This is a genomic window from Gemmatimonadaceae bacterium, from assembly GCA_036273715.1.
Lineage (GTDB): Bacteria > Gemmatimonadota > Gemmatimonadetes > Gemmatimonadales > Gemmatimonadaceae > JADGGM01.
This window is the reverse complement of sequence record DASUHB010000064.1, coordinates 37,535-55,214: the sequence shown is the minus strand read 5'-3', so window position 1 is coordinate 55,214 and position 17,680 is coordinate 37,535. Positions and strand designations below refer to the sequence as shown.

Genomic DNA, 17,680 nt, shown 5'->3' with positions numbered 1-17,680 from the left:
GGTCACCAGATATCGCCGACGGTAAAGCCCTCCTGAAACGGGTCGGTCGGGTCGACGACGTACGAGCTGAACCCGGTGATCCAGGCCTGCCCGCTGAGCGTCGGCACGACGGCCCGATAGGCTCCCACCATCGTCTCGGCCACGAGGCGCCCGGTGAACACGGTGCCTAACACGCCCTCGTGCTGGAAATCTCGCTCCAGCGGCAGCAGGCCGCGGGCGTGCAGCGTCGCCATCTTCGCGCAGGTGCCCGTGCCGCACGGTGAGCGGTCGATCGCGCCGGTCCAGGTGGCCGGCCGGTTCCAGTCCAGCGTGCCCGTCGACACCACCACCGCATTGCGCGCGTGCGCACTCGGCGACGATGGCGCGCCGGACAGTTGGGCGATGGTGATGCCGCTGAAGCCCGGCTGCTCGGGATGCGACACGGGCAACTGCTCGCGGGCCGCCGCCTTGATCATCTCGCCCAGGCGCACGATGTCGCGCCCCTCGTCCGGCGTTAGGCGGAGGCCGAAGCGGCCGGCATCGGCGATCACGTAGAACATCCCGCCGTACGCGACGTCCACCGGCACCGTGCCCAGGTGCGGCACTTCGACCGGCGCATCGAGGTGCACGGCGAACGACGGCACGTTCCGGAACGTGACTCGCTGCACCTTGCCGTTAGCACAATCGGCGCGCACGCGTACGAGACCCGCGGGCGTCTCGAGGGTCAGTTCGGTCACCGGCTCGCGCATCGCAAGCATGCCGGTTTCGAGCAGGACGGTGGTGACGCAGATCGTGTTGGTGCCCGACATGCCGGGATACTCGACCTGCTCCATGATCACGAAGCCCGCATCGGCCTCGGGATGCGTCGGCGGAAGAATGACATTGCAATTGGCGGCCGGATAGCCGCGCGGCTCGCGCAGCATGCGCAGCCTGAGTGCGTCGGCATGGTCGCGCAGATGGCACATCTTCTCGAACATCGATGCGCCTGGCACGTCGAGCACGCCGCCGACGATCACCCGACCGGGCTCGCCGCACGCGTGTGCGTCGACGGCGTGGATCATGGAGGCGAATCGCATCGCGCTACAGCCAGGCGTGAAAGCGGCGGATGTACCAGGTCTTCACGACCTGGGTGAGCAACCCGTACGACAACAGAATGCCGAGCAGCCACAGGAAGTAGCTGCCGGGAAGCGGCTCGAGGCCGACGCGTTCGCCTAACGTGATGAACGGAAGCGCGATGCCGATCACCATGATCGTGGCCGTGAGCGCGAGCACCGGCCACGCCGCACGGCTCTTGAGGAATGGGACTTTGGCGGTGCGGATCATGTGGACGATCAGCGTTTGCGAGAGCAGGCCTTCGACGAACCACGCCGATTGGAACAGCGCCTGATGCGGCACGGCGTTCGCCTTGTACACATACCACATGAGGAGGAACGTCGCGACGTCAAAGATGGAGCTGATCGGCCCGATGCAGACCATGAATCGGCCGATGTCGTCGGCCTTCCAGATTCGCGGCCGCGCGAGGTAGTCGGCATCCATGTCGTCGAACGGAATCGAAATCTGCGAGATGTCATACAGCAGATTCTGGATGAGCAGCTGAATCGGCAGCATCGGCAGGAACGGCAGGAACGCGCTGGCAATGAGGACGCTGAACACGTTCCCGAAGTTCGAGCTCGCCGTCATTTTGATGTACTTCATGATGTTGCCGAACGTCTTGCGTCCTTCGATGACGCCTTCTTCGAGCACCATCAAGCTCTTCTCGAGCAGGATGATGTCGGCGTATTCCTTGGCGATGTCGACGGCCGAGTCGACGGAAATGCCGACATCGGCCTCGCGCAGTGCGCCGGCATCGTTGATGCCGTCGCCCAGGAAACCCACCGTGTGGCCGCGGGTGCGCAGGGCGCCGACGATGCGCGTTTTCTGCGTGGGCGTGAGCTTGGCGAAGATCGTCGTGCGCGCGGCGAGGTCGCCCAGCTCGTCGTCGGACAGCGCTTCGAGGTCCGCGCCTAACGCAATGTCGCCGGGCTCGAGGCCGACGTCGTGGCACACCTTGCGCGCGATGACGTCGTTGTCGCCGGTGAGGATCTTGACGGTGACGCCATGGTCGCGGAGCGCGGTGAGCGCCGGCCCGGCGGTTTCCTTGGGCGGGTCGAGGAAGCCGATGAAGCCGGCGAGGATGAGCGACGACTCGTCGCCAACGGTGTAGGCGCGATCCTGCGCGGGGAATTCGCGATAGGCCACGGCGACGACCCGCAATCCATCTTCATTCAGCTCGCGCGCGAGATCGATCGCGCTTTCCGCGGCGTCGTCGGTGAGCGGCGTGACGACGTCTTCATCGCGGACCTGCGAGCAGACGGCGAGGATCTCTTCGGCGGCCCCCTTGCAGATGAGCACGTGCGCGGTCTGCTTTTCCTCGAGCACCACCGACATGCGCTTCCGCGCGAAGTCCCACGGAATCTCGTCGACTTTGCGGAAATCCCGTTCGACGCGCAGTTCGTCGCTCAGATCCTTGTGCTCGAGCACGGCGCGGTCGAGCAGGCTGCGCAGGCCCGTCTGATACGTGCTGTTGAGGTAGGCGAGGGCGAGCACCGACTCGTCGTCCTCGCCGACGACGTTCAAGTGTCGCTCGAGAATGATGCGATCCTGCGTGAGCGTGCCCGTCTTGTCGGTGCACAGCACATCCATCGCGCCGAAATTCTGAATGGCGTTGAGGCGCTTGACGATGGTCTTGTGGCGCGCCATGACCACCGCGCCCTTGGCGAGGTTCGCGGTGACGATCATCGGCAGCATTTCCGGCGTTAGGCCGACGGCCACCGCGACGCCGAACAGAAACGCCTCCAGCCAGTCGCCTTTGGAGACGCCGTTGATCACGAAGACGATCGGCACCATGACCAGCATGAACCGGATGAGCAGCCAGCTCACCTTGTTGACGCCGATGTCGAACGACGTGACGGGGCGGCGGCCGATGAGGCTGCGGGCCATGGCGCCGAAGTAGGTCCGATCGCCGGTCGCCACGACGACGGCGGCGGCGGTGCCGCTGACCACCGACGTGCCGAGGAAGCCGATGTTGCGCAGCTCGCCTAACGTGACGCGGCCGGAGGCGACGTCGACCGGCGCGTCGCCCTTCTCGACCGGCACCGCTTCGCCCGTCAGAGCCGATTGACTAACGAACAGGTCTTTCGCCGAGAGGAACCGCACATCGGCAGGCACCATGTCGCCGGCTGAGAGCGCGATCACGTCGCCGGGCACCAGCTCCTCGATCGGCACTTCGCGGCGACGCGGCCGCGGCGACGGGTCGTCCTCGGATGGCTCGTCGGTGCGCTCGACCGTGGCGCCGGTGCGCACCATCGCTTTGAGCGCGAGCGCGGCGCGGTTCGACCGGAACTCCTGGACGAATCGCAGCAGCGCGCTGATCGTGACCATCACCGAGATGACGATCACGGCTTTTACGTCTCCGGTGGCGTACGACACGACGCCCAACACGGCGAGCACGCCGATGAACGGATTGATGAACGCGTGGACGAGCTGCATGTACCACGCGGGCGCCCGTTCGTGCGCGATTTCGTTGAGGCCGATCTCGTCGCGGCGCTGATCAGCCGCGGCCGTCGTTAGGCCGTGGCGGGTGGTGGCCAGGCGCTCGAGCGCGGCCGTCCAGTCTGCGCCCGCATAGACGAACAGCGCCTGCGCCCGCGGGTCGCCCGCGCCGGCGCCGGGGTCGTTGGGCGTGCGGCCGCCCGGGCGCAGGCGCAGGAGCTCGAGCGCCTGGTCCGTCCACTGTGTCCCGCGCGCCCCCGGGCGCAGCGACGTCATCGGCATCGCGATCGCGTCCTCCCGTTCCGACACAACGGCCCCATCGCCCGGGAGTGAGCGAAGGGGCCGATCGGCGCCAGCCGGGCTCCCGAGGTCGGGAAGCCCGTGCTCTCACTCGTTTGAGCTTTGGCACCGCGTCCCGTGAGAGATTCCATCTGGAATCCCAGCCACGTTAGGCAAACCCTTGCTCGGGAGTGCCTGCTCTACCACGGTCGAAGCCTCTCTCGAGACCGCCGGGCAGTGGCCTGTGTGTGACGCGGGAACCTCGCCTACCGAGCTGCATGGCGGCGCGGCACGCTTGCGCCGTGCGCCGGCGCGCAGCATAACCCCGCCCCCGAGGGGTGTCAACGGCGCAAAGAATCCAACGACTCGCGCACGGTCGGTGTATGATGCATGCTCACCGCGACGCGCGTGCGTCGCTCGCATGCCTCGAGCCGGAGATGATCGATGCGACGGATGACCCTGCTGACACTCGCGAGCGCCGCGGCAGCCGCGCTTGCGCTCGGACCCGGGGCTGCCGCCGCACAAGGATATCCGGGCGGCGGCGGCATGGGCGGAATGGGTGGCATGGGACGGCGCGGATTCGGAGGCAACCGTGGCGGCCAGCGCCATCAGATGTCCGAAGACGATACCCAGAAGCGCTTCGAAGACATGGCCGCGCTCAAACCCGCGCTCAAAGACATCAAGCTCGAGAATGCGCAGAAGGACACGCTCGACAAACTCGAGAAGGCGTTCCGGCCCCAGTTGGGCGACTACGGCCGTGCTTTGTGGACGCTGATGCAGGACGGCAGCGCCGATCCGGACTCGGCCAAGTCGCTGCGCACCGGCGCGCGACAGCTGCGCGATCAGGAGTTCGGCGATGCGCGCGCCCTGTTGACGCCCGATCAGCAGCCCAAGTTCGACGCCAACGTGCAAAAGATTCACGATGAGGACGAGAAGCGCGACCAACAGATGCGCTCGCGCATGGGTGGCGGGAACGGCCCCTGACGCCCAACGGTCTGGCTCGCCAGCCGGTATTCGTAGCGGGTGGTCTGGCTGTCCGGTTCGCCCGGTGAGCGTCATCCCGTGAGAGGAATGCGCCGATCGTGTCGTGTCCGGTGGATGTCCAATCCGCGCCCGTGTGGGGCGTTGCGACCCGCGTGAGCGCGGTCGTGGAATCGAGCGTCCCCGAGTCGTCGGAGCGCGCGCGCGCGTTCGCGGAAGAAGCGGCGCTGCTCGCGCGCGTGCAGCGCGGCGATGTGGCGGCGTTCGATCTCGTGGTGCGGCGCTACATGCGCCGGGCGTTCGCGATCGCCTATCGTGTGTTAGGCCATCGCGAGGACGCCGAAGATCTGGTGCAGGACGCGTTTCTCACGGCCCTCGAGCGGATCGCATCGTTCGATCTGTCGCGCCCGTTCGGACCGTGGTTCTTCCGCATCGTCGTGAATCGCGGTCTCAATGCGCGGAAGTCGCGAGCGATTCGACGGACGGAAGCGATGCCGCTGGACACGCTCGAGGCCGCCGAGCCATCGCCGGCCGGCCTGTACGACCGCACGGAAATCCGCGAGCGGTTCCAGGCCGCGTTGGGCGGATTGTCGCAACGTCAGCGGTTGATCGTGGAGTTGGCAGACATCGACGGCATGTCGGGCGTCGAGATCGCGGCAATGTTAGGCGTTTCACAAGGGACGGTGCGCTGGCACCTCCACATGGCGCGGCACGCGTTGCGAAAAGCGCTCGCGCCGCTGCGCGGAGAACGGAACGATGAGTGACGAACAGCACGGCCGACTCGAGTCGGAGCTGAGGGCGCAGCTCGAGCGCGTGTCCGGCGAGCCGCCGTACGACGAGGTGGACTGGGACGCGCTGGCGCGCCGGATCCACGTCGCTGCGTTAGGCAGCCGCGCGGTGGCGCGGCCGCGGCGCTGGTGGGAGCACGCGGCACGCTGGACGCGGGCGGCAGTGCCGCTGGCCGTGGCGGCGGCGATCGCGGCGTTCGCGCTCATCATGCACGATCGGTCGGTGCCCGAATCGAGCGAGGCCGCGCCAACGCTCATCGAGGCGGTCACCGGCGCCGCGCCCGACCAGGACGTGTCAGTCTCCATCGTCGGCCAACCGACCACCGAATCGTTCGCCGCCGAGGTGCTCGCGCAATGACGGCTCCGCGTGGGGATCGACCCGACGGCGCCTTCTCGCCGCGCGCAATGGCGGCGGTCGTCGTGGCCGTGACGCTGATTGCCGGCATTCTCGTCGGCATCGGCCTCGACCGTGCCTTCTTCCGGCCTCGCCGCCCTCCGTTCGGGGCATTCGGGGTGATGCGCAACCCCGTTAGGCCGAACGCGGACAGCGCCCGGGCGCACATGCTCGCCGGGCTCGCCCGCCAGCTGCGCCTGACGCCGGATCAGGAGGCGCGCATCGATACCATCATGATGCGCCGGATGGCGATGCTGGACTCGATCCGCAAAGCGACGAGCCCGCAGGTTCGCGCGCTCATCGGCGCGACCCGGGCCCAGATCGACAGCGTGCTGACCCCGGAGCAGCGCGACAAGTTCCGATCGCTCCGGCAGCACCGCCGCGGGCGCCGCTTCCGGCCGGACAGCGCCGGGGGCCGGCCGTAAGGCTTTCGCCTAACTGGAGCCGGCGCCCGATGCAGCGGCCAGCTTGATGCCGCTCGGCGCCATGGGCAGGCTGCGCAGCCTGACGCCGGTCGCCTCGAAGATCGCCGCCGCCACCGCCGGCGCGAGCGCCATGATCGGCGCCTCACCCGCACCCATCGATGGTTCATCGGGGCGATCGACCAGCACGACATCGATCGCCGGCGCATCGCTGAACCGCGGCACGCGGTAGTCGGCAAGGTGCGCGTTGCGAATCACTCCGTGATCGAACTCGATGGCCTCGAACAGCGCACCGCCCACGCCCTGGACGAGCGCGCCGGCAATCTGATTGCGCAGGCCATCCGGATTCACGATCGCGCCGCAATCGAACGCCGTCACGGCGCGCACGATCCGCACGTCGCCCGATCCGCGGTCGACCGACACTTCGGCGCACGTGGCCACGTAGCCGCCTTTCTCGAATCCGCAGGCCACACCGATGCCGTGTCCCGGCTGACGACTCGTGCCCTGCCAACCGAACTTGTCGGCGGCCTTCTGCACGACGTCGCGGAGCCGCGGATCATCGATGTTCTTGAGGCGAAATGCCACCGGATCCATATCGACCATGTGGGCGAGCTCGCTGACGTGCGACTCGCGCGCGAAATGATTGGCCGTCGCTGCCAGGGCGCGATACGAGCCCTGGCGCAGCGGTGACACCGACGGGTGGAACGTGACGCGTTGATTGGCGATGGGATACGGCGGACGGATCGCCGCTGGACCGGAGTTGTAGTTGTCGAAGGTCCAGGCGGTGATGGTGCCGTCCGCATCGACGCCGGCATCGACGTCGATCACGCCGGCCGGCCGGAAGTACGCCCAACGGAATTCTTCTTCGCGCGTCCACACGAGCTTGACCGGTTTGCCGAGCCGCTTGGCGAGCCGCGCGGCTTCGACGGCCGCTTCACCGGTGTGCTTGCCGCCGTAGCCCGATCCCGTATCGGGGACGATGACGCGAACGCGATCGTTAGGCATCCCGACCGCCTGCGCCACCTGGTCGCGCACGGCGAACGGGCGTTGCGTGCCCGTCCAGACCGTCAGCCGGTCGCCGTCGCGTTCATGCGTGACCTGCGCGAGCGCGGCGCGCGGCTCGAGCGGCACGTGCGCGATGTACGCGACCGTGTACGACTGCGTGAGGCGGTGCCGCGCCGACGCCAGCGCGCCGGTCGCGTTCCCGCGCTCGAACGGTTCCGTGGAGCCGCCTTCGTGTCCCGGACCGGCCTCCGGCGCCGGCGTGCGGCGCAGATAGCCGTCGATGTCGCGCGAGGACGGCGCCGGACCCGGCGCCGGCGTCCAGGCCGCGCGCAGCGCGCCTAACGCTTTGGCCGCGAGCACCGGCGACGGCGCCGTGACGCCCACGAAATCGCCATCCCGCGTCACCACGACGCCCGGCATCGACTCCGCGGCACTCGAATCGAGCGAGGCCAACGTCGCACCGATGGACGCCGGTCGAAGGATCTTGGCGTACAGCATGTCCGGCACGCGCATGTCCGACGTGTACTGATGGCGTCCGGTGACGAGGTCCCGGGCGCCGACGCGCGGCGCCGACGCGCCGGCGATCGTCCAGTGCGCCGCGGGAGTGAGCGCGACATCCTCCTTGACGTCGGCGGTGATCGTGCGGCCCGCGGTGAGATCGCCGTAGCGCGCGGACTTGTGCGTCTGCGGATCGGTGACGCGCCCATCGGCTGTCGTTAGGCGGCCCGCATCGACGTGCCACCGCTCGGCGGCGAGGGCCACGAGGCGCTCGCGCGCCGTGGCGGCAACCTTGCGGAGCTGGGTGCCCATCTGGGGCGTCGAGCGGCTGCCGAACGTGCCCATGTCGAACGGCGTGAGCAGGGTGTCGCCCATCACGAGCCGGATCGACGCCATCGGCACGCGCAGCTCTTCGGCGACCTCCTGGGCCAGCGACGTGCGGATGCCCTGGCCGAACTCGACCTTCCCGGTGAACACCGTCACGTCGCCGTTCTGATCGATGTGCAGCCACGCGCTCACGTTCTCCGGCATCTGCGGCCGGCCGGGCGCTTGTCCTTCCGTTAGGCGCGCGCCGAGCGCCGGGCTCGCCAGGGCATCGCGCGAGACGAGCACCACCAGCAGTCCGCCACCCAGCATCTTCAAAAACTCCCGGCGCGAGGCGCCTTCCGGTCGATCGGCGGGGTTCATCGCGGCGTCTCCCCACCGCCGGAGGCGGCCGCCCGCCTAACGGCGGCGACGATCCGCGGATACGTGCCGCACCGGCACACGTTCGTCTCGAGCGCGTGCGCAATGTCCTCGCGGCTCGGCTGCGCGTTGGCGCGGAGCAGCGCGACGCTCGCCATGACCATCCCTGGCGTGCAGTACGCACATTGAAAGGCCTGCTCGTCGAGAAACGCTTGCTGCACCGGGTGCAGGCGACCGTCGCGCTCCAATCCTTCTATCGTGGTGATCGGCTGGCCGGCCGCGGATTGCGCCGGGATCGTGCACGACGCCACGGCGTGTGACCCCACGAGCACCGTGCAGGCGCCGCACCGCCCTTCCCCGCACCCGTATTTCGTTCCCGTAAGGCCGAGCTCGTCGCGCAGCACCTCGAGCAGCGTTTGCGATGGGTCCACGTCCACCGAGTGCCGGTGGCCGTTCACGTCGATGTCGATGCGCATGCGTAGTGTCTCTGAGAGAACCGCCGCGTGTGTGATGCGTCATCGCAAGCATATCGCGTGCTCCGCGCGTCCCGCAACGGCATGCGACGGACCCGGCCGTCTAGACGCGTTCCGCGCGAACGAGCACGCGCTCGGCGAGCGCCGGACCGATGAGCCTGCGTCGTCGGTTGACTTCGATCGTGATCGGGCCGCCGTAGGGCGCGCGCTCGACCACGCGCACCGTGCAGCCCGGCGTGAGCGCGAGATCAGCGAGATAGCGCAGCAGCATCGGGTCTTCGTCGGCGACGCGCATCACCGTCGCGGCCGTACCGGCGCCGAGGTCGGCCAACGCGTGATAGCTCGCTTCGTCGACGGCGCCTTCGCGGCTCGGAATCGGCGCGCCGTGCGGATCCACCGTGGGCTCGCCGATGGCGAGCGCCATGCGGTCGACGAGCGCGTCGGTCGCCGCATGCTCGAGACGCTCGGCTTCCGGATGGACCTCGTCCCAGGCGTACCCCAGGGCCTGGACGAGATACGCCTCGATGACCCGGTGGCGGCGGATGGTGCGGAGGGCGCTGCGCTTTCCCTTTTGCGTTAGGCGCACGCCGCGGTAGCGCTCGTGCGTCAGGAGGCCGTGGCCGGCGAGCCGCCGCACCATGCCGGTGACCGACGCCGGCGTTAGGCCAAGGTGCGCCGCGAGGTCGGTCGTCGCCGCGGGCTCGCCGGCGCGCTCGAGCTCGTAGATCGCCTTGAGGTAGTCCTCGACCGGCGCCGTGAGATCGGGAAGCTTCGCGGCCTCGCCGGCCGGCGATCCGCCGGTCTTCCGGCCCTTCGCGCGCGCGGCCATCAGCGCCTCACCAGCTGGGCGAGCAGCCAGACGTTGAGCCCCGCGATCACCAATGCCACGGCATACGCGAGCCGCTTGAGCCACGCCGGATTCACGTATTCGCCCATCTTCGCCTTGTTCGACGTGAAGATCACCAGCGGGAACACGGCGAACGACAGCTGCATGCTCAGGATCACCTGGCTCAGGATGAGCAGCTTGGCGGTGCCGGTCTCACCGAAGTACGCCGCCGCGATCACCGCCGGCACGATGGCAATGCCTCGTGTGAGCAGGCGGCGCAGCCACGGCCGCATGCGGATGTCGAGGAAGCCTTCCATCGCGATCTGGCCCGCCAGCGTGCCGGTGAGCGTCGAATTCTGCCCCGACGCGAGCAGCGCGAGCGCAAACACGGTGCTCGCTCCGCCCACGCCTAACAGAGGTGTCAGCAGCTTGTACGCGTCCTGGATCTCGGCCACCTCGGTGTGGCCGAACCGGTGGAAGGTCGCCGCCGCGACGACGAGAATGGCCGCGTTGATGAACAGGGCGCCCATGAGCGCCGCCGTCGAGTCGAGCACGGCGTACCGGATCGCTTCGCGCTTGCCGCGCGATGTTTCGTCGTACCGTCTCGTCTGCACTATAGATGAGTGCAGGTAGAGGTTGTGCGGCATGACCGTGGCGCCGAGGATGCCGATCGCGAGGTACAGCATGGCCGGGTTGCGGATGATCTCCGGCGACGGCAGCAGGCCGCGCGCGGCCGCGCCGAGATCGGGCCGCGACACGACGATCTCGAACACGAAGCACACGCCGATCGTGCCGATGAGCGCGATGACGAGCGCTTCGAGCGTGCGATAGCCGCGGTGCTGCAGCACGAGGATGATGAGAACGTCGAGGCCCGTGAGCAGCACGCCGACGACGATCGGAATCCGGAACAGCAGATTGAGCGCAATCGCGGATCCGATGACTTCGGCCAGGTCGCACGCGGCGATGGCGATTTCGCAGAGCAGCCAATGCGCGATGACCGTCGGCCGGGAATAGCTGTCGCGGACCGCCTGAGCGAGGTCGCGTCCGGTGGCGATGCCTAACTTTGCCGCCAGCGCCTGGAGCAGGATGGCCAACAGGTTCGAGATGACGATGACGCTGAGCAGCGAATAGCCGAAAGCGGAGCCGCCGGCGAGGCTGGTGGCCCAGTTGCCCGGGTCCATGTAGCCGACGGCGACGAGAAAGCCGGGGCCGGCGAACGCCAGCGCCTTGCGCCACCGGCTGACCCCGGGAATCGCGACCGTGCGATACGCCTCGGCGAGGCTCGGCGTGACGCGCGCGCGACGCCAGCCGGGCTCGGCCGCCCGTACGTCGGGAGCCTCGGGCTCTCGCTCGGTCAGCCGGGTCGCCACGGCGGTATTTCTCGCATGGCTAATCAATAATTTAGTGTATACGAAAACGCAAATCCGGCTCGCGCAAAACACCCGGCCGGCATCGGGCGCCCGTCGCGCGCGTCGTGTAATCGGCGTGACAGGTGCTGCTTCTACTATTCCCTGCGCGGCCACGCGTCGAGCGGCGCGCGGCCCGAGCATCGACCTCTCACGCACGCGCGAGGCTCGTCCACATGACATTGCACCGATTCGCACTGGCCGCGGCGGCGATCGCGACCCTGGCGGCGGTCCCGGCGCCCGGCCCGGGCTACCACATCATCAAGACGTACACGTTAGGCGGCGACGGCGGCTGGGACTATCTCGCCTACGACTCCGTTGGTCACCGCTTGTTCATCTCGCGGCAGAACCGCGTGATGGTGGTGGATCCCGCGACCGGCCGGCAGCTCGGCGAAATTCAGGGTTTCGACCGCTCGCACGGCATCGCGTTCGACTACAAGACCGGGCACGGATTCGCGACGTCGGGCGGCGACAGCTCCGTGATCATGTTCGATCTCAGGACGCTGCGCGTGTTAGGCAGGACGACCGCCGCGCCGGACGCCGATGCGATCCTGTTCGATCCGGCGACGGGCCGCGTCTTCACGTTCAACGGCGACTCCAAATCCTCATCGGCGATCGACGGCCAGTCGGGCAAGAAGATCGGCACCGTCGACCTCGGCGCCGGGCCGGAATTCGGCGTGTCCGATGGCGCGGGTAAGGTCTACGTGAATCTCGAGGAGGACGGCGAGGTCGCAGAGATCGACGCAAAAACGCTCAAGGTGACGCGAAAGTGGCCGCTGGGTTCCTGCAAGGGCGCGACCGGACTGGCGATCGACCGCGCACACCACATTCTGTTCAGCGGATGCCGCACCAAGGTCATGGCGATTTCGAACGCGACCGAGGGGAAGCTGATCACCACGCTGCCGATCGGCGCCGGCGTCGACGCGACGCGGTACGACGCGGGAACGGGAGACGCGTTCGCCTCGACCGGCGACGGCACGCTCACGGTGATCCACGAGGATTCGCCGGACAAATTCAGCGTGGTCGAGACCGACACCACGATGCGCGGCGCGCGCACGATGGAGATCGATGAGCAGCACCACCGCGTGTTCACGGTGTCGGCGAAGTTCGGGCCGCCGCCGGCCGAGTCGACGGCGCAGAATCCGCGGCGCCGCCCGCCGATGCTGCCCGATTCGTTCACGCTCCTCATCCTGGGCCGCTGACGAACCGGCGCCTAACGGTTGTGCGTACCGTTAGGCGCTCGGCTCCAGCTCGTCGTAGCGCTTGAGACGGTAGATGAGCACCGATGCGGCCCAGCTGACCACGAACACGAGCACGATCAGGTAGCCGAGCATGCCGAAGTGTTCGTTGAGCGCTCCGACGGCGCGCCAGAACGCGCCGTCGAGCGCGAACCGACGACCCACGAGGCCCAGCGCCTCGATCCCGCCCACCAGCAACGCCACCACCACCGACACGAACGTGATGGTGAGGTTGTAGTACAACTTCCGGATCGGCTTGACGAACGCCCACCCGTACGCGCCGATCATGAGTATGCTGTCGGTGGTGTCGACGAGGCTCATGCCCGCTGTGAAAAGCGCCGGAAACACGAGGATCGACCAGATCGGCATTCCCTTCGCCGCCTCAGCGGCCGAGATGCCTAACAAACCGATCTCGGTGGCCGTGTCGAAGCCCAGTCCGAAGAGCAGGCCGAGCGGATACATGTGCCAGCTCCGGCGCACCATGCCGAACAACGGGCGCAGGATGCGCGCAATCAATCCACGGCCTGCGAGCAGCACGTTCAAATCTTCGTCGCCGAAGGCGCCGCCCGCGCGCACGCGGTGAAACGCGCGCCACACCGCGGCGAGAATGAACAGGTTCATCACCGCGATCGCGAGCAGGAACAACGCCGACACGAGCGTGCCGATGAAGCTGCCCGTTGCGTGCAGCGTCGACATCCGCGACTCGAGCGCCATCGCCGTGACCGCAATGGCCACCGACGCCAGCACGACCACGGTGGAATGTCCTAGCGAGAAGAAGAAGCCGACCGTGAGCGGCTTCTTGCCATCGTGCATGAGTTTGCGCGCGACGTTGTCGATGGCCGCAATGTGATCGGCGTCGATCGCGTGGCGAAGCCCGAACCCGTACGCGAGCAGCGCCGTGCCGAGCAGCAGCGGATACGCGTGAAACGCCGAGAGCGCCCAGGCCCACGCCGCCAGGTTGAACGCGACGAGCAGAGTGTAGATGCCGATGACGCGGCCGCGCACTTGGGCCGCGTCATCGGAAAAGAGACGCCGCAGGTGGTACAGCACGCTACATCAGCCGCCTGACCTCGCGCGGCGATTCCGCGCTGCGTTCGACAGGCGCGGCGGGCTCGCTTCCAGAGGGAATCTCGTCGTGCGCGGATCCCGACTGGAGCTCGCTCACGCTCTTCTTGAATTCGCGAATGCCTTTGCCCATCGAGCCGGCGATCTCCGGAATCCGTTTGGCGCCGAAGAAGAGGAGGACGACGACGAAAACGAGGAGCAGTTTTTCGATGCCAAATCCGCCGAACCCCATTGTGCCTCCATGCCTGTGGGAAGCCGATCGGACACGCTCAATCTAATGGTGTGGGCGTCGGCGGCGAGCCGCCGGCGCCACGGGTCGTTTTCGGCGGCATCAGAGAGTTTTTGCCTACTTTGTAGGCAAAAACTCTGTGATGCCGCCGAATCTCCCTGCCGTCGGAGGCGCGGCGCGCTCGCGCCGCGCCGCACCGTTTGCTATTTCTCCCGGACGCACCGCACCAACACACTTTGACGGAGAATCGCCGTGAACGACGCGAGCAAGGCCGTGTGGTACTGCTGGGACAAAATGCCCAAAGAACGTGTGTCCGATACGCTCGAACGGCGCCTGGTGACCGGCGAGCGCATGATGCTTGCGCACGTTTACCTCAAGAAGGGCGCGGTCGTGCCCAAACACTCGCACGACAACGAGCAGCTCACGTACATCCTCGAGGGCGCGCTCAAATTTTGGCTGGGCGACAACGGCGAACGCGAGCTCGTCGTCGGAGCCGGTGAAGTCCTGTACATCCCGTCCAATCTTCCGCATAAAGCTGAAGCCCTGCACGACACGCTCGACGTCGACGTGTTTTCACCGCCCCGCGCGGACTGGCTCGACAAAACCGACGCATACCTTCGCGAGAAGCGCTGACCCATGAACCTTGGTCTCGATGGAAAGGTGGCGCTGGTCGCGGCGGCCAGCAGAGGATTGGGACGCGCGATCGCGACGGAGCTGGCCGCCGAGGGTGCCGCCATTTCCATGTGCGCTCGCGACGCCGCCGCCCTCGAACGCGCTCGACACGACATCGAGTCGAAAACGGGGCGACCGGTTCTCGCAGTCACGGCAGATGTGTCGCGATCCGACGACGTCGTGCGATTCGTTGATGAGACGCTCGCGCGATTCGGACGCGTGGATGTGTTGGTCACCAATGCGGGTGGTCCGCCCGCGGGTCTCTTCGAGGCGCACGACGCCGCAGCATGGGAGAACGCGTTCCGTTTGACGCTCGCGTCGGCCGTCGAGCTGGCGCGCCGTGTGCTTCCCGGAATGAAAGAGCGCCGCTGGGGACGCATCATCAACGTGACATCGATTGCGGCGAAGCAGCCGGTGGATTATCTGATCCTGTCCAACAGCTTGCGCGCGGCCGTGACGGGATTCGCGCGTACGCTGGCCACCGAGGTGGCGCCGTTCGGCATCACGGTGAACAACGTGCTGCCGGGCTATACGCGCACCGAACGCATGGAGGCGCTGGCGGCGGCGCGCAGCAAGGGTGAGGGCATCAGCCGCGAGGCGGCGTTCGCCGACTGGGAAAAGCAGATTCCGGCGCGCCGGTTAGGCGAACCGGACGAGTTGGCCGCGCTCACGGCGTTCCTGGCATCGGAGCGCGCCGCGTACATCACGGCGCAGTCGATCGCCGTCGACGGCGGATGGATCCGCGCACTTTACTAACGGAGGACGCATGAGAACCGGACAGGTCCGATGGGTCGCCGCCACCGCCGCCGCCGCGGCCGTGCTGGCATTGGCCGGCACCGCGGCGGGATCCGCCCGGGCCCAAGCGCCGACGTCGGGCGATCAGGTGATTCGCGCAATGCACGACCGGTACGCCGGCAAGTGGTACAAGACGCTCACGTTCCAGCAGAAGACGACGCGACGCACGCCGGCCGACACGATGGAAATCCAGACGTGGTACGAGACGGCGGAAGTCCCGGGACGGCTGCGCATCGACATCGCACCGCGCGGCGGCACGTCGTACATCTACGCGAACGACAGCGTCTACGTCACCAACAAAGACAGCGTGCTGCGTCGCCTGCCGGGCCGCAATCCGCTGCTCATACTGGGCTTCGATGTGTACGGGCAGCCGGCCGAGAAAACCATCGACGTCCTCAAGGACGAAGGGTTCAACCTCGGTCCCGTGCACGAGGACACGTGGGAGGGACGTCCCGTGTACGTCGTGGGCGCGGCCAAGGGCGATACGACGTCGAAGCAGTTCTGGGTGGACAAGGATCGGCTGCTGTTCGTGCGCCTGCTCGAGCCGTCGCCGCGCGATTCCTCCAAGGAAGGAGACACGCGCTTCGACGACTACCGTCCGTTAGGCCACGGATGGATCTCGGCGCTCGTCGAGTCTTATTCGGGCGGGAAGCTGATGCAGCGCGAAGAATACTCGGACATCAAAGCAGATCCCAAGATCCCGGCGAACACGTTCACGCCGGGCTCGACGCCGCCGTCGATGAAGTAAATGTGCGGCGGACGGCGCCCGGCGCGATGCCGGGCGCCGTCGTCGCATCAGCTCAGAAGGTCACCTGCACGCCCGTGGTCAGCAACCGGTCGCTCTTCTTGAATCCGGGCTCCGGCAAATTGTCGAAATGGACCACGTACGAGACTTTGAGCGCGATGTTCGCCGAGAGGGATCCGACTAACGCAGTCTCGGTGTTGAAGCGCAGATTGCGTCCGACCTTGAGATCCGGCAGGACCTCCACGCCCTGCTTGAAGTACGCCGTCTTGCTGAACGTGTGCGTGTAGGCGCCCGCCACGCGCGCGGCCGGGAAATCGTTGGACGTGCTGTCCGTGTTGTGCTGTTCCGTGTACGACACGCCGAGCTCCGCGTTGATCGAATCGCGCGGCGTGCTCAGCGCCTGAACGCCGAGGCCCAGCCCTTCCTCGAAGCGGCGGTCGAATCCGGCAAAGGTGTTTCGGTCGTACGTGCCCAACACATACAGCGACAGCCGGGAGCCAAGGGCGCGGTCGCCGCGCAGCAATCCGCTCCACGTGCTGGCGGTGGTCGCCGAATCGTTCTTCCCGTAGATCACGGAGAAGCTTTGGGTGATGCCCCAGACACCGGCGGTCCAATCGATGCGCTCGTCGGTATTCAGCGTGGTGACGCTGGAGTTGCCCGCCGCGTTCACCAGGCCGACGTTGCCGGTGAACTTGATCGTTTTCTTCGTGGTGTCGGCTTGCTGCGCGGCAACCGCGGCCGTAGAAAAAAGGCAGAGCGCGAGCGTCGCGCCGAACACGTGTCGAAGCCTCATGGACGATCCCTGATCGGAGGGTGAATCTGGCGGGCTGTGAGCGCCAACGACGCGGGCACTTCCCGTGCGCGAATCTCGTTCATTAGTTAGGTGTATCATGTTCGACAAGGGAGTCGACGGCGCGCGTTGCGGCTGCGGCGTGCTCATCCGACGCCCGATACCTGAGGTCCACCGCTATGTACGCTGCCTTCGTTCGCACGACATCTCTGTTGGGCATGGCGCTGGGCGCGGCCGTATTCGTCGCCCGGCCGACGGCCGCGGACGCCGGCGACGACCCGGTGCCTAACCGAGTGGTGCAGACGCCGCGTCCGGCCAATCTCGAAACGGCCGTGCTGGCGGGCGGATGCTTCTGGGGCATGCAGCTCGTGTTCGAGCACGTGAAGGGCGTCACCGCCGTCGCCGCGGGGTACGCGGGCGGCGACAAGAACACGGCCACCTACCCGCAGGTGGAGACGGGTCAGACCGGACACGCCGAGTCAGTGCGCATCGTGTTCGACACCACGCAGGTGACGTATCGGCAGATCCTGCAGGTGTACTTCACGGTTGCGCACGATCCCACCGAGCTCAACCGGCAGGGGCCTGACGTCGGCACGCAATATCGGTCGGCGATTTTCTACACGACGCGCGAGCAGCAGCAAATCGCCACGGCGTACATCGCACAGCTGGACAAAGACAAGACGTTCGACAGTCCGATCGTCACGCAGGTGGTGCCGCTCAAGGGCTTCTACCCTGCGGAGAAGTATCACCAGAACTACGCGGTGCACCATCCCGATCAGCCGTACATCGTGATCAACGACCTGCCGAAGGTGGCGAGCCTGCGGGAGCAGCTGCCGGCGCTGTACCGCGACCAGATGGTGCAGGCGACCAGCTGATCCGT

General features: G+C 67.2%; 18 protein-coding genes and 1 riboswitch. Of the genes, 9 read left to right on the top strand and 9 right to left on the bottom strand.

The window, feature by feature from the left end; all coding sequences use genetic code 11:
• Positions 1-2: 2 nt before the first annotated feature.
• Entirely contained in the window at positions 3-1,040 is a 1,038-nt protein-coding gene (locus VFW04_13965) for a proline racemase family protein (protein HEX5180437.1), read from the bottom strand.
• Positions 1,041-1,059: 19 nt separating this feature from the next.
• The gene (mgtA, locus tag VFW04_13960; GenBank protein HEX5180436.1) at positions 1,060-3,786 is read right to left on the bottom strand and encodes a magnesium-translocating P-type ATPase; all 2,727 of its coding nucleotides are present in this window, start codon (positions 3,784-3,786) and stop codon (positions 1,060-1,062) included.
• Positions 3,787-3,889: 103 nt separating this feature from the next.
• A riboswitch (M-box (ykoK) riboswitch) is annotated at positions 3,890-4,070 on the bottom strand.
• A 163-nt stretch (positions 4,071-4,233) separates the two neighbouring features.
• On the opposite strand from mgtA, the gene VFW04_13955 reads away from it, so the two are divergent.
• From VFW04_13955 to VFW04_13940, 4 genes are all read left to right on the top strand, one after another.
• The gene (locus VFW04_13955; GenBank protein ID HEX5180435.1) at positions 4,234-4,773 is read left to right on the top strand and encodes a hypothetical protein; all 540 of its coding nucleotides are present in this window, start codon (positions 4,234-4,236) and stop codon (positions 4,771-4,773) included.
• Between the two features lie 152 nt (positions 4,774-4,925).
• On the top strand, positions 4,926-5,534 hold the full coding sequence (locus VFW04_13950; GenBank protein HEX5180434.1) for a sigma-70 family RNA polymerase sigma factor: 609 nt from the start codon (positions 4,926-4,928) through the stop codon (positions 5,532-5,534).
• Positions 5,527-5,916 carry a hypothetical protein gene (locus VFW04_13945; protein HEX5180433.1) on the top strand — a complete coding sequence of 130 codons (390 nt, stop codon included), beginning with the start codon at positions 5,527-5,529 and terminating at the stop codon, positions 5,914-5,916. Before VFW04_13950 ends, VFW04_13945 begins: the two co-directional genes overlap by 8 nt.
• A complete protein-coding gene (locus VFW04_13940) occupies positions 5,913-6,377 on the top strand; it encodes a hypothetical protein (GenBank protein ID HEX5180432.1) in 465 nt (154 codons plus the stop codon). Before VFW04_13945 ends, VFW04_13940 begins: the two co-directional genes overlap by 4 nt.
• A 9-nt stretch (positions 6,378-6,386) precedes the next feature.
• On the opposite strand, the gene VFW04_13935 is transcribed toward VFW04_13940, so the two are convergent.
• The 4 genes from VFW04_13935 to VFW04_13920 form a co-directional block, all read right to left on the bottom strand.
• Entirely contained in the window at positions 6,387-8,564 is a 2,178-nt protein-coding gene (locus tag VFW04_13935) for a molybdopterin cofactor-binding domain-containing protein (protein ID HEX5180431.1), read from the bottom strand.
• Entirely contained in the window at positions 8,561-9,037 is a 477-nt protein-coding gene (locus VFW04_13930) for a (2Fe-2S)-binding protein (GenBank protein ID HEX5180430.1), read from the bottom strand. The genes VFW04_13935 and VFW04_13930 overlap by 4 nt, the downstream gene beginning before the upstream one ends.
• 100 nt (positions 9,038-9,137) lie before the next feature.
• Entirely contained in the window at positions 9,138-9,863 is a 726-nt protein-coding gene (locus VFW04_13925; protein ID HEX5180429.1) for a metal-dependent transcriptional regulator, read from the bottom strand.
• On the bottom strand, positions 9,863-11,230 hold the full coding sequence (locus tag VFW04_13920; GenBank protein HEX5180428.1) for an Nramp family divalent metal transporter: 1,368 nt from the start codon (positions 11,228-11,230) through the stop codon (positions 9,863-9,865). Before VFW04_13920 ends, VFW04_13925 begins: the two co-directional genes overlap by 1 nt.
• A gap of 212 nt (positions 11,231-11,442) precedes the next feature.
• Between VFW04_13920 and VFW04_13915 the strand changes: the two genes are divergently transcribed.
• A complete protein-coding gene (locus VFW04_13915) occupies positions 11,443-12,468 on the top strand; it encodes a YncE family protein (protein HEX5180427.1) in 1,026 nt (341 codons plus the stop codon).
• Positions 12,469-12,498: 30 nt separating this feature from the next.
• On the opposite strand, the gene VFW04_13910 is transcribed toward VFW04_13915, so the two are convergent.
• Complete coding sequence (locus tag VFW04_13910; protein HEX5180426.1) at positions 12,499-13,554, bottom strand: HoxN/HupN/NixA family nickel/cobalt transporter; 1,056 nt, start codon at positions 13,552-13,554, stop codon at positions 12,499-12,501.
• 1 nt (position 13,555) lies between these two features.
• Positions 13,556-13,801 carry a twin-arginine translocase TatA/TatE family subunit gene (gene tatA / locus VFW04_13905; GenBank protein HEX5180425.1) on the bottom strand — a complete coding sequence of 82 codons (246 nt, stop codon included), beginning with the start codon at positions 13,799-13,801 and terminating at the stop codon, positions 13,556-13,558.
• A 249-nt stretch (positions 13,802-14,050) separates the two neighbouring features.
• On the opposite strand from tatA, the gene VFW04_13900 reads away from it, so the two are divergent.
• Genes VFW04_13900 through VFW04_13890 form a run of 3 tightly spaced genes read left to right on the top strand, consistent with a single transcriptional unit; the run spans position 14,051 to position 16,013 of the window.
• Positions 14,051-14,431: a cupin domain-containing protein gene (locus VFW04_13900; protein HEX5180424.1), complete on the top strand. Its 381-nt coding sequence runs from the start codon at positions 14,051-14,053 to the stop codon at positions 14,429-14,431.
• 3 nt (positions 14,432-14,434) lie between these two features.
• Positions 14,435-15,226 (top strand): SDR family oxidoreductase, encoded by a 792-nt coding sequence (locus VFW04_13895; protein ID HEX5180423.1) that lies wholly within the window; start codon positions 14,435-14,437, stop codon positions 15,224-15,226.
• 10 nt (positions 15,227-15,236) lie between these two features.
• Positions 15,237-16,013 (top strand): hypothetical protein, encoded by a 777-nt coding sequence (locus VFW04_13890; protein ID HEX5180422.1) that lies wholly within the window; start codon positions 15,237-15,239, stop codon positions 16,011-16,013.
• Positions 16,014-16,065: 52 nt separating this feature from the next.
• Here VFW04_13890 and VFW04_13885 read toward each other — a convergent pair whose 3' ends face one another.
• Positions 16,066-16,803 (bottom strand): DUF481 domain-containing protein, encoded by a 738-nt coding sequence (locus VFW04_13885; protein HEX5180421.1) that lies wholly within the window; start codon positions 16,801-16,803, stop codon positions 16,066-16,068.
• Between the two features lie 176 nt (positions 16,804-16,979).
• Between VFW04_13885 and msrA the strand changes: the two genes are divergently transcribed.
• Positions 16,980-17,675, top strand: a complete 696-nt coding sequence (gene msrA, locus VFW04_13880; protein HEX5180420.1) for a peptide-methionine (S)-S-oxide reductase MsrA — start codon at positions 16,980-16,982, stop codon at positions 17,673-17,675.
• Positions 17,676-17,680: the final 5 nt, after the last annotated feature.

Bases quoted from the DNA above. Each gene is read 5' to 3' on its own strand.
- VFW04_13925 (HEX5180429.1), bottom strand. From the start codon at position 9,863: ATGGCCGCGCGCGCGAAGGGCCGGAAGACCGGCGGATCGCCGGCCGGC.
- VFW04_13935 (HEX5180431.1), bottom strand. From the start codon at position 8,564: ATGAACCCCGCCGATCGACCGGAAGGCGCCTCGCGCCGGGAGTTTTTG.
- VFW04_13895 (HEX5180423.1), top strand. From the start codon at position 14,435: ATGAACCTTGGTCTCGATGGAAAGGTGGCGCTGGTCGCGGCGGCCAGC.
- VFW04_13955 (HEX5180435.1), top strand. From the start codon at position 4,234: ATGCGACGGATGACCCTGCTGACACTCGCGAGCGCCGCGGCAGCCGCG.
- VFW04_13890 (HEX5180422.1), top strand. From the start codon at position 15,237: ATGAGAACCGGACAGGTCCGATGGGTCGCCGCCACCGCCGCCGCCGCG.
- tatA (HEX5180425.1), bottom strand. From the start codon at position 13,801: ATGGGGTTCGGCGGATTTGGCATCGAAAAACTGCTCCTCGTTTTCGTC.
- VFW04_13940 (HEX5180432.1), top strand. From the start codon at position 5,913: ATGACGGCTCCGCGTGGGGATCGACCCGACGGCGCCTTCTCGCCGCGC.
- VFW04_13930 (HEX5180430.1), bottom strand. From the start codon at position 9,037: ATGCGCATCGACATCGACGTGAACGGCCACCGGCACTCGGTGGACGTG.
- msrA (HEX5180420.1), top strand. From the start codon at position 16,980: ATGTACGCTGCCTTCGTTCGCACGACATCTCTGTTGGGCATGGCGCTG.
- VFW04_13915 (HEX5180427.1), top strand. From the start codon at position 11,443: ATGACATTGCACCGATTCGCACTGGCCGCGGCGGCGATCGCGACCCTG.
- mgtA (HEX5180436.1), bottom strand. From the start codon at position 3,786: ATGACGTCGCTGCGCCCGGGGGCGCGCGGGACACAGTGGACGGACCAG.
- VFW04_13885 (HEX5180421.1), bottom strand. From the start codon at position 16,803: ATGAGGCTTCGACACGTGTTCGGCGCGACGCTCGCGCTCTGCCTTTTT.
- VFW04_13945 (HEX5180433.1), top strand. From the start codon at position 5,527: ATGAGTGACGAACAGCACGGCCGACTCGAGTCGGAGCTGAGGGCGCAG.
- VFW04_13965 (HEX5180437.1), bottom strand. From the start codon at position 1,040: ATGATCCACGCCGTCGACGCACACGCGTGCGGCGAGCCCGGTCGGGTG.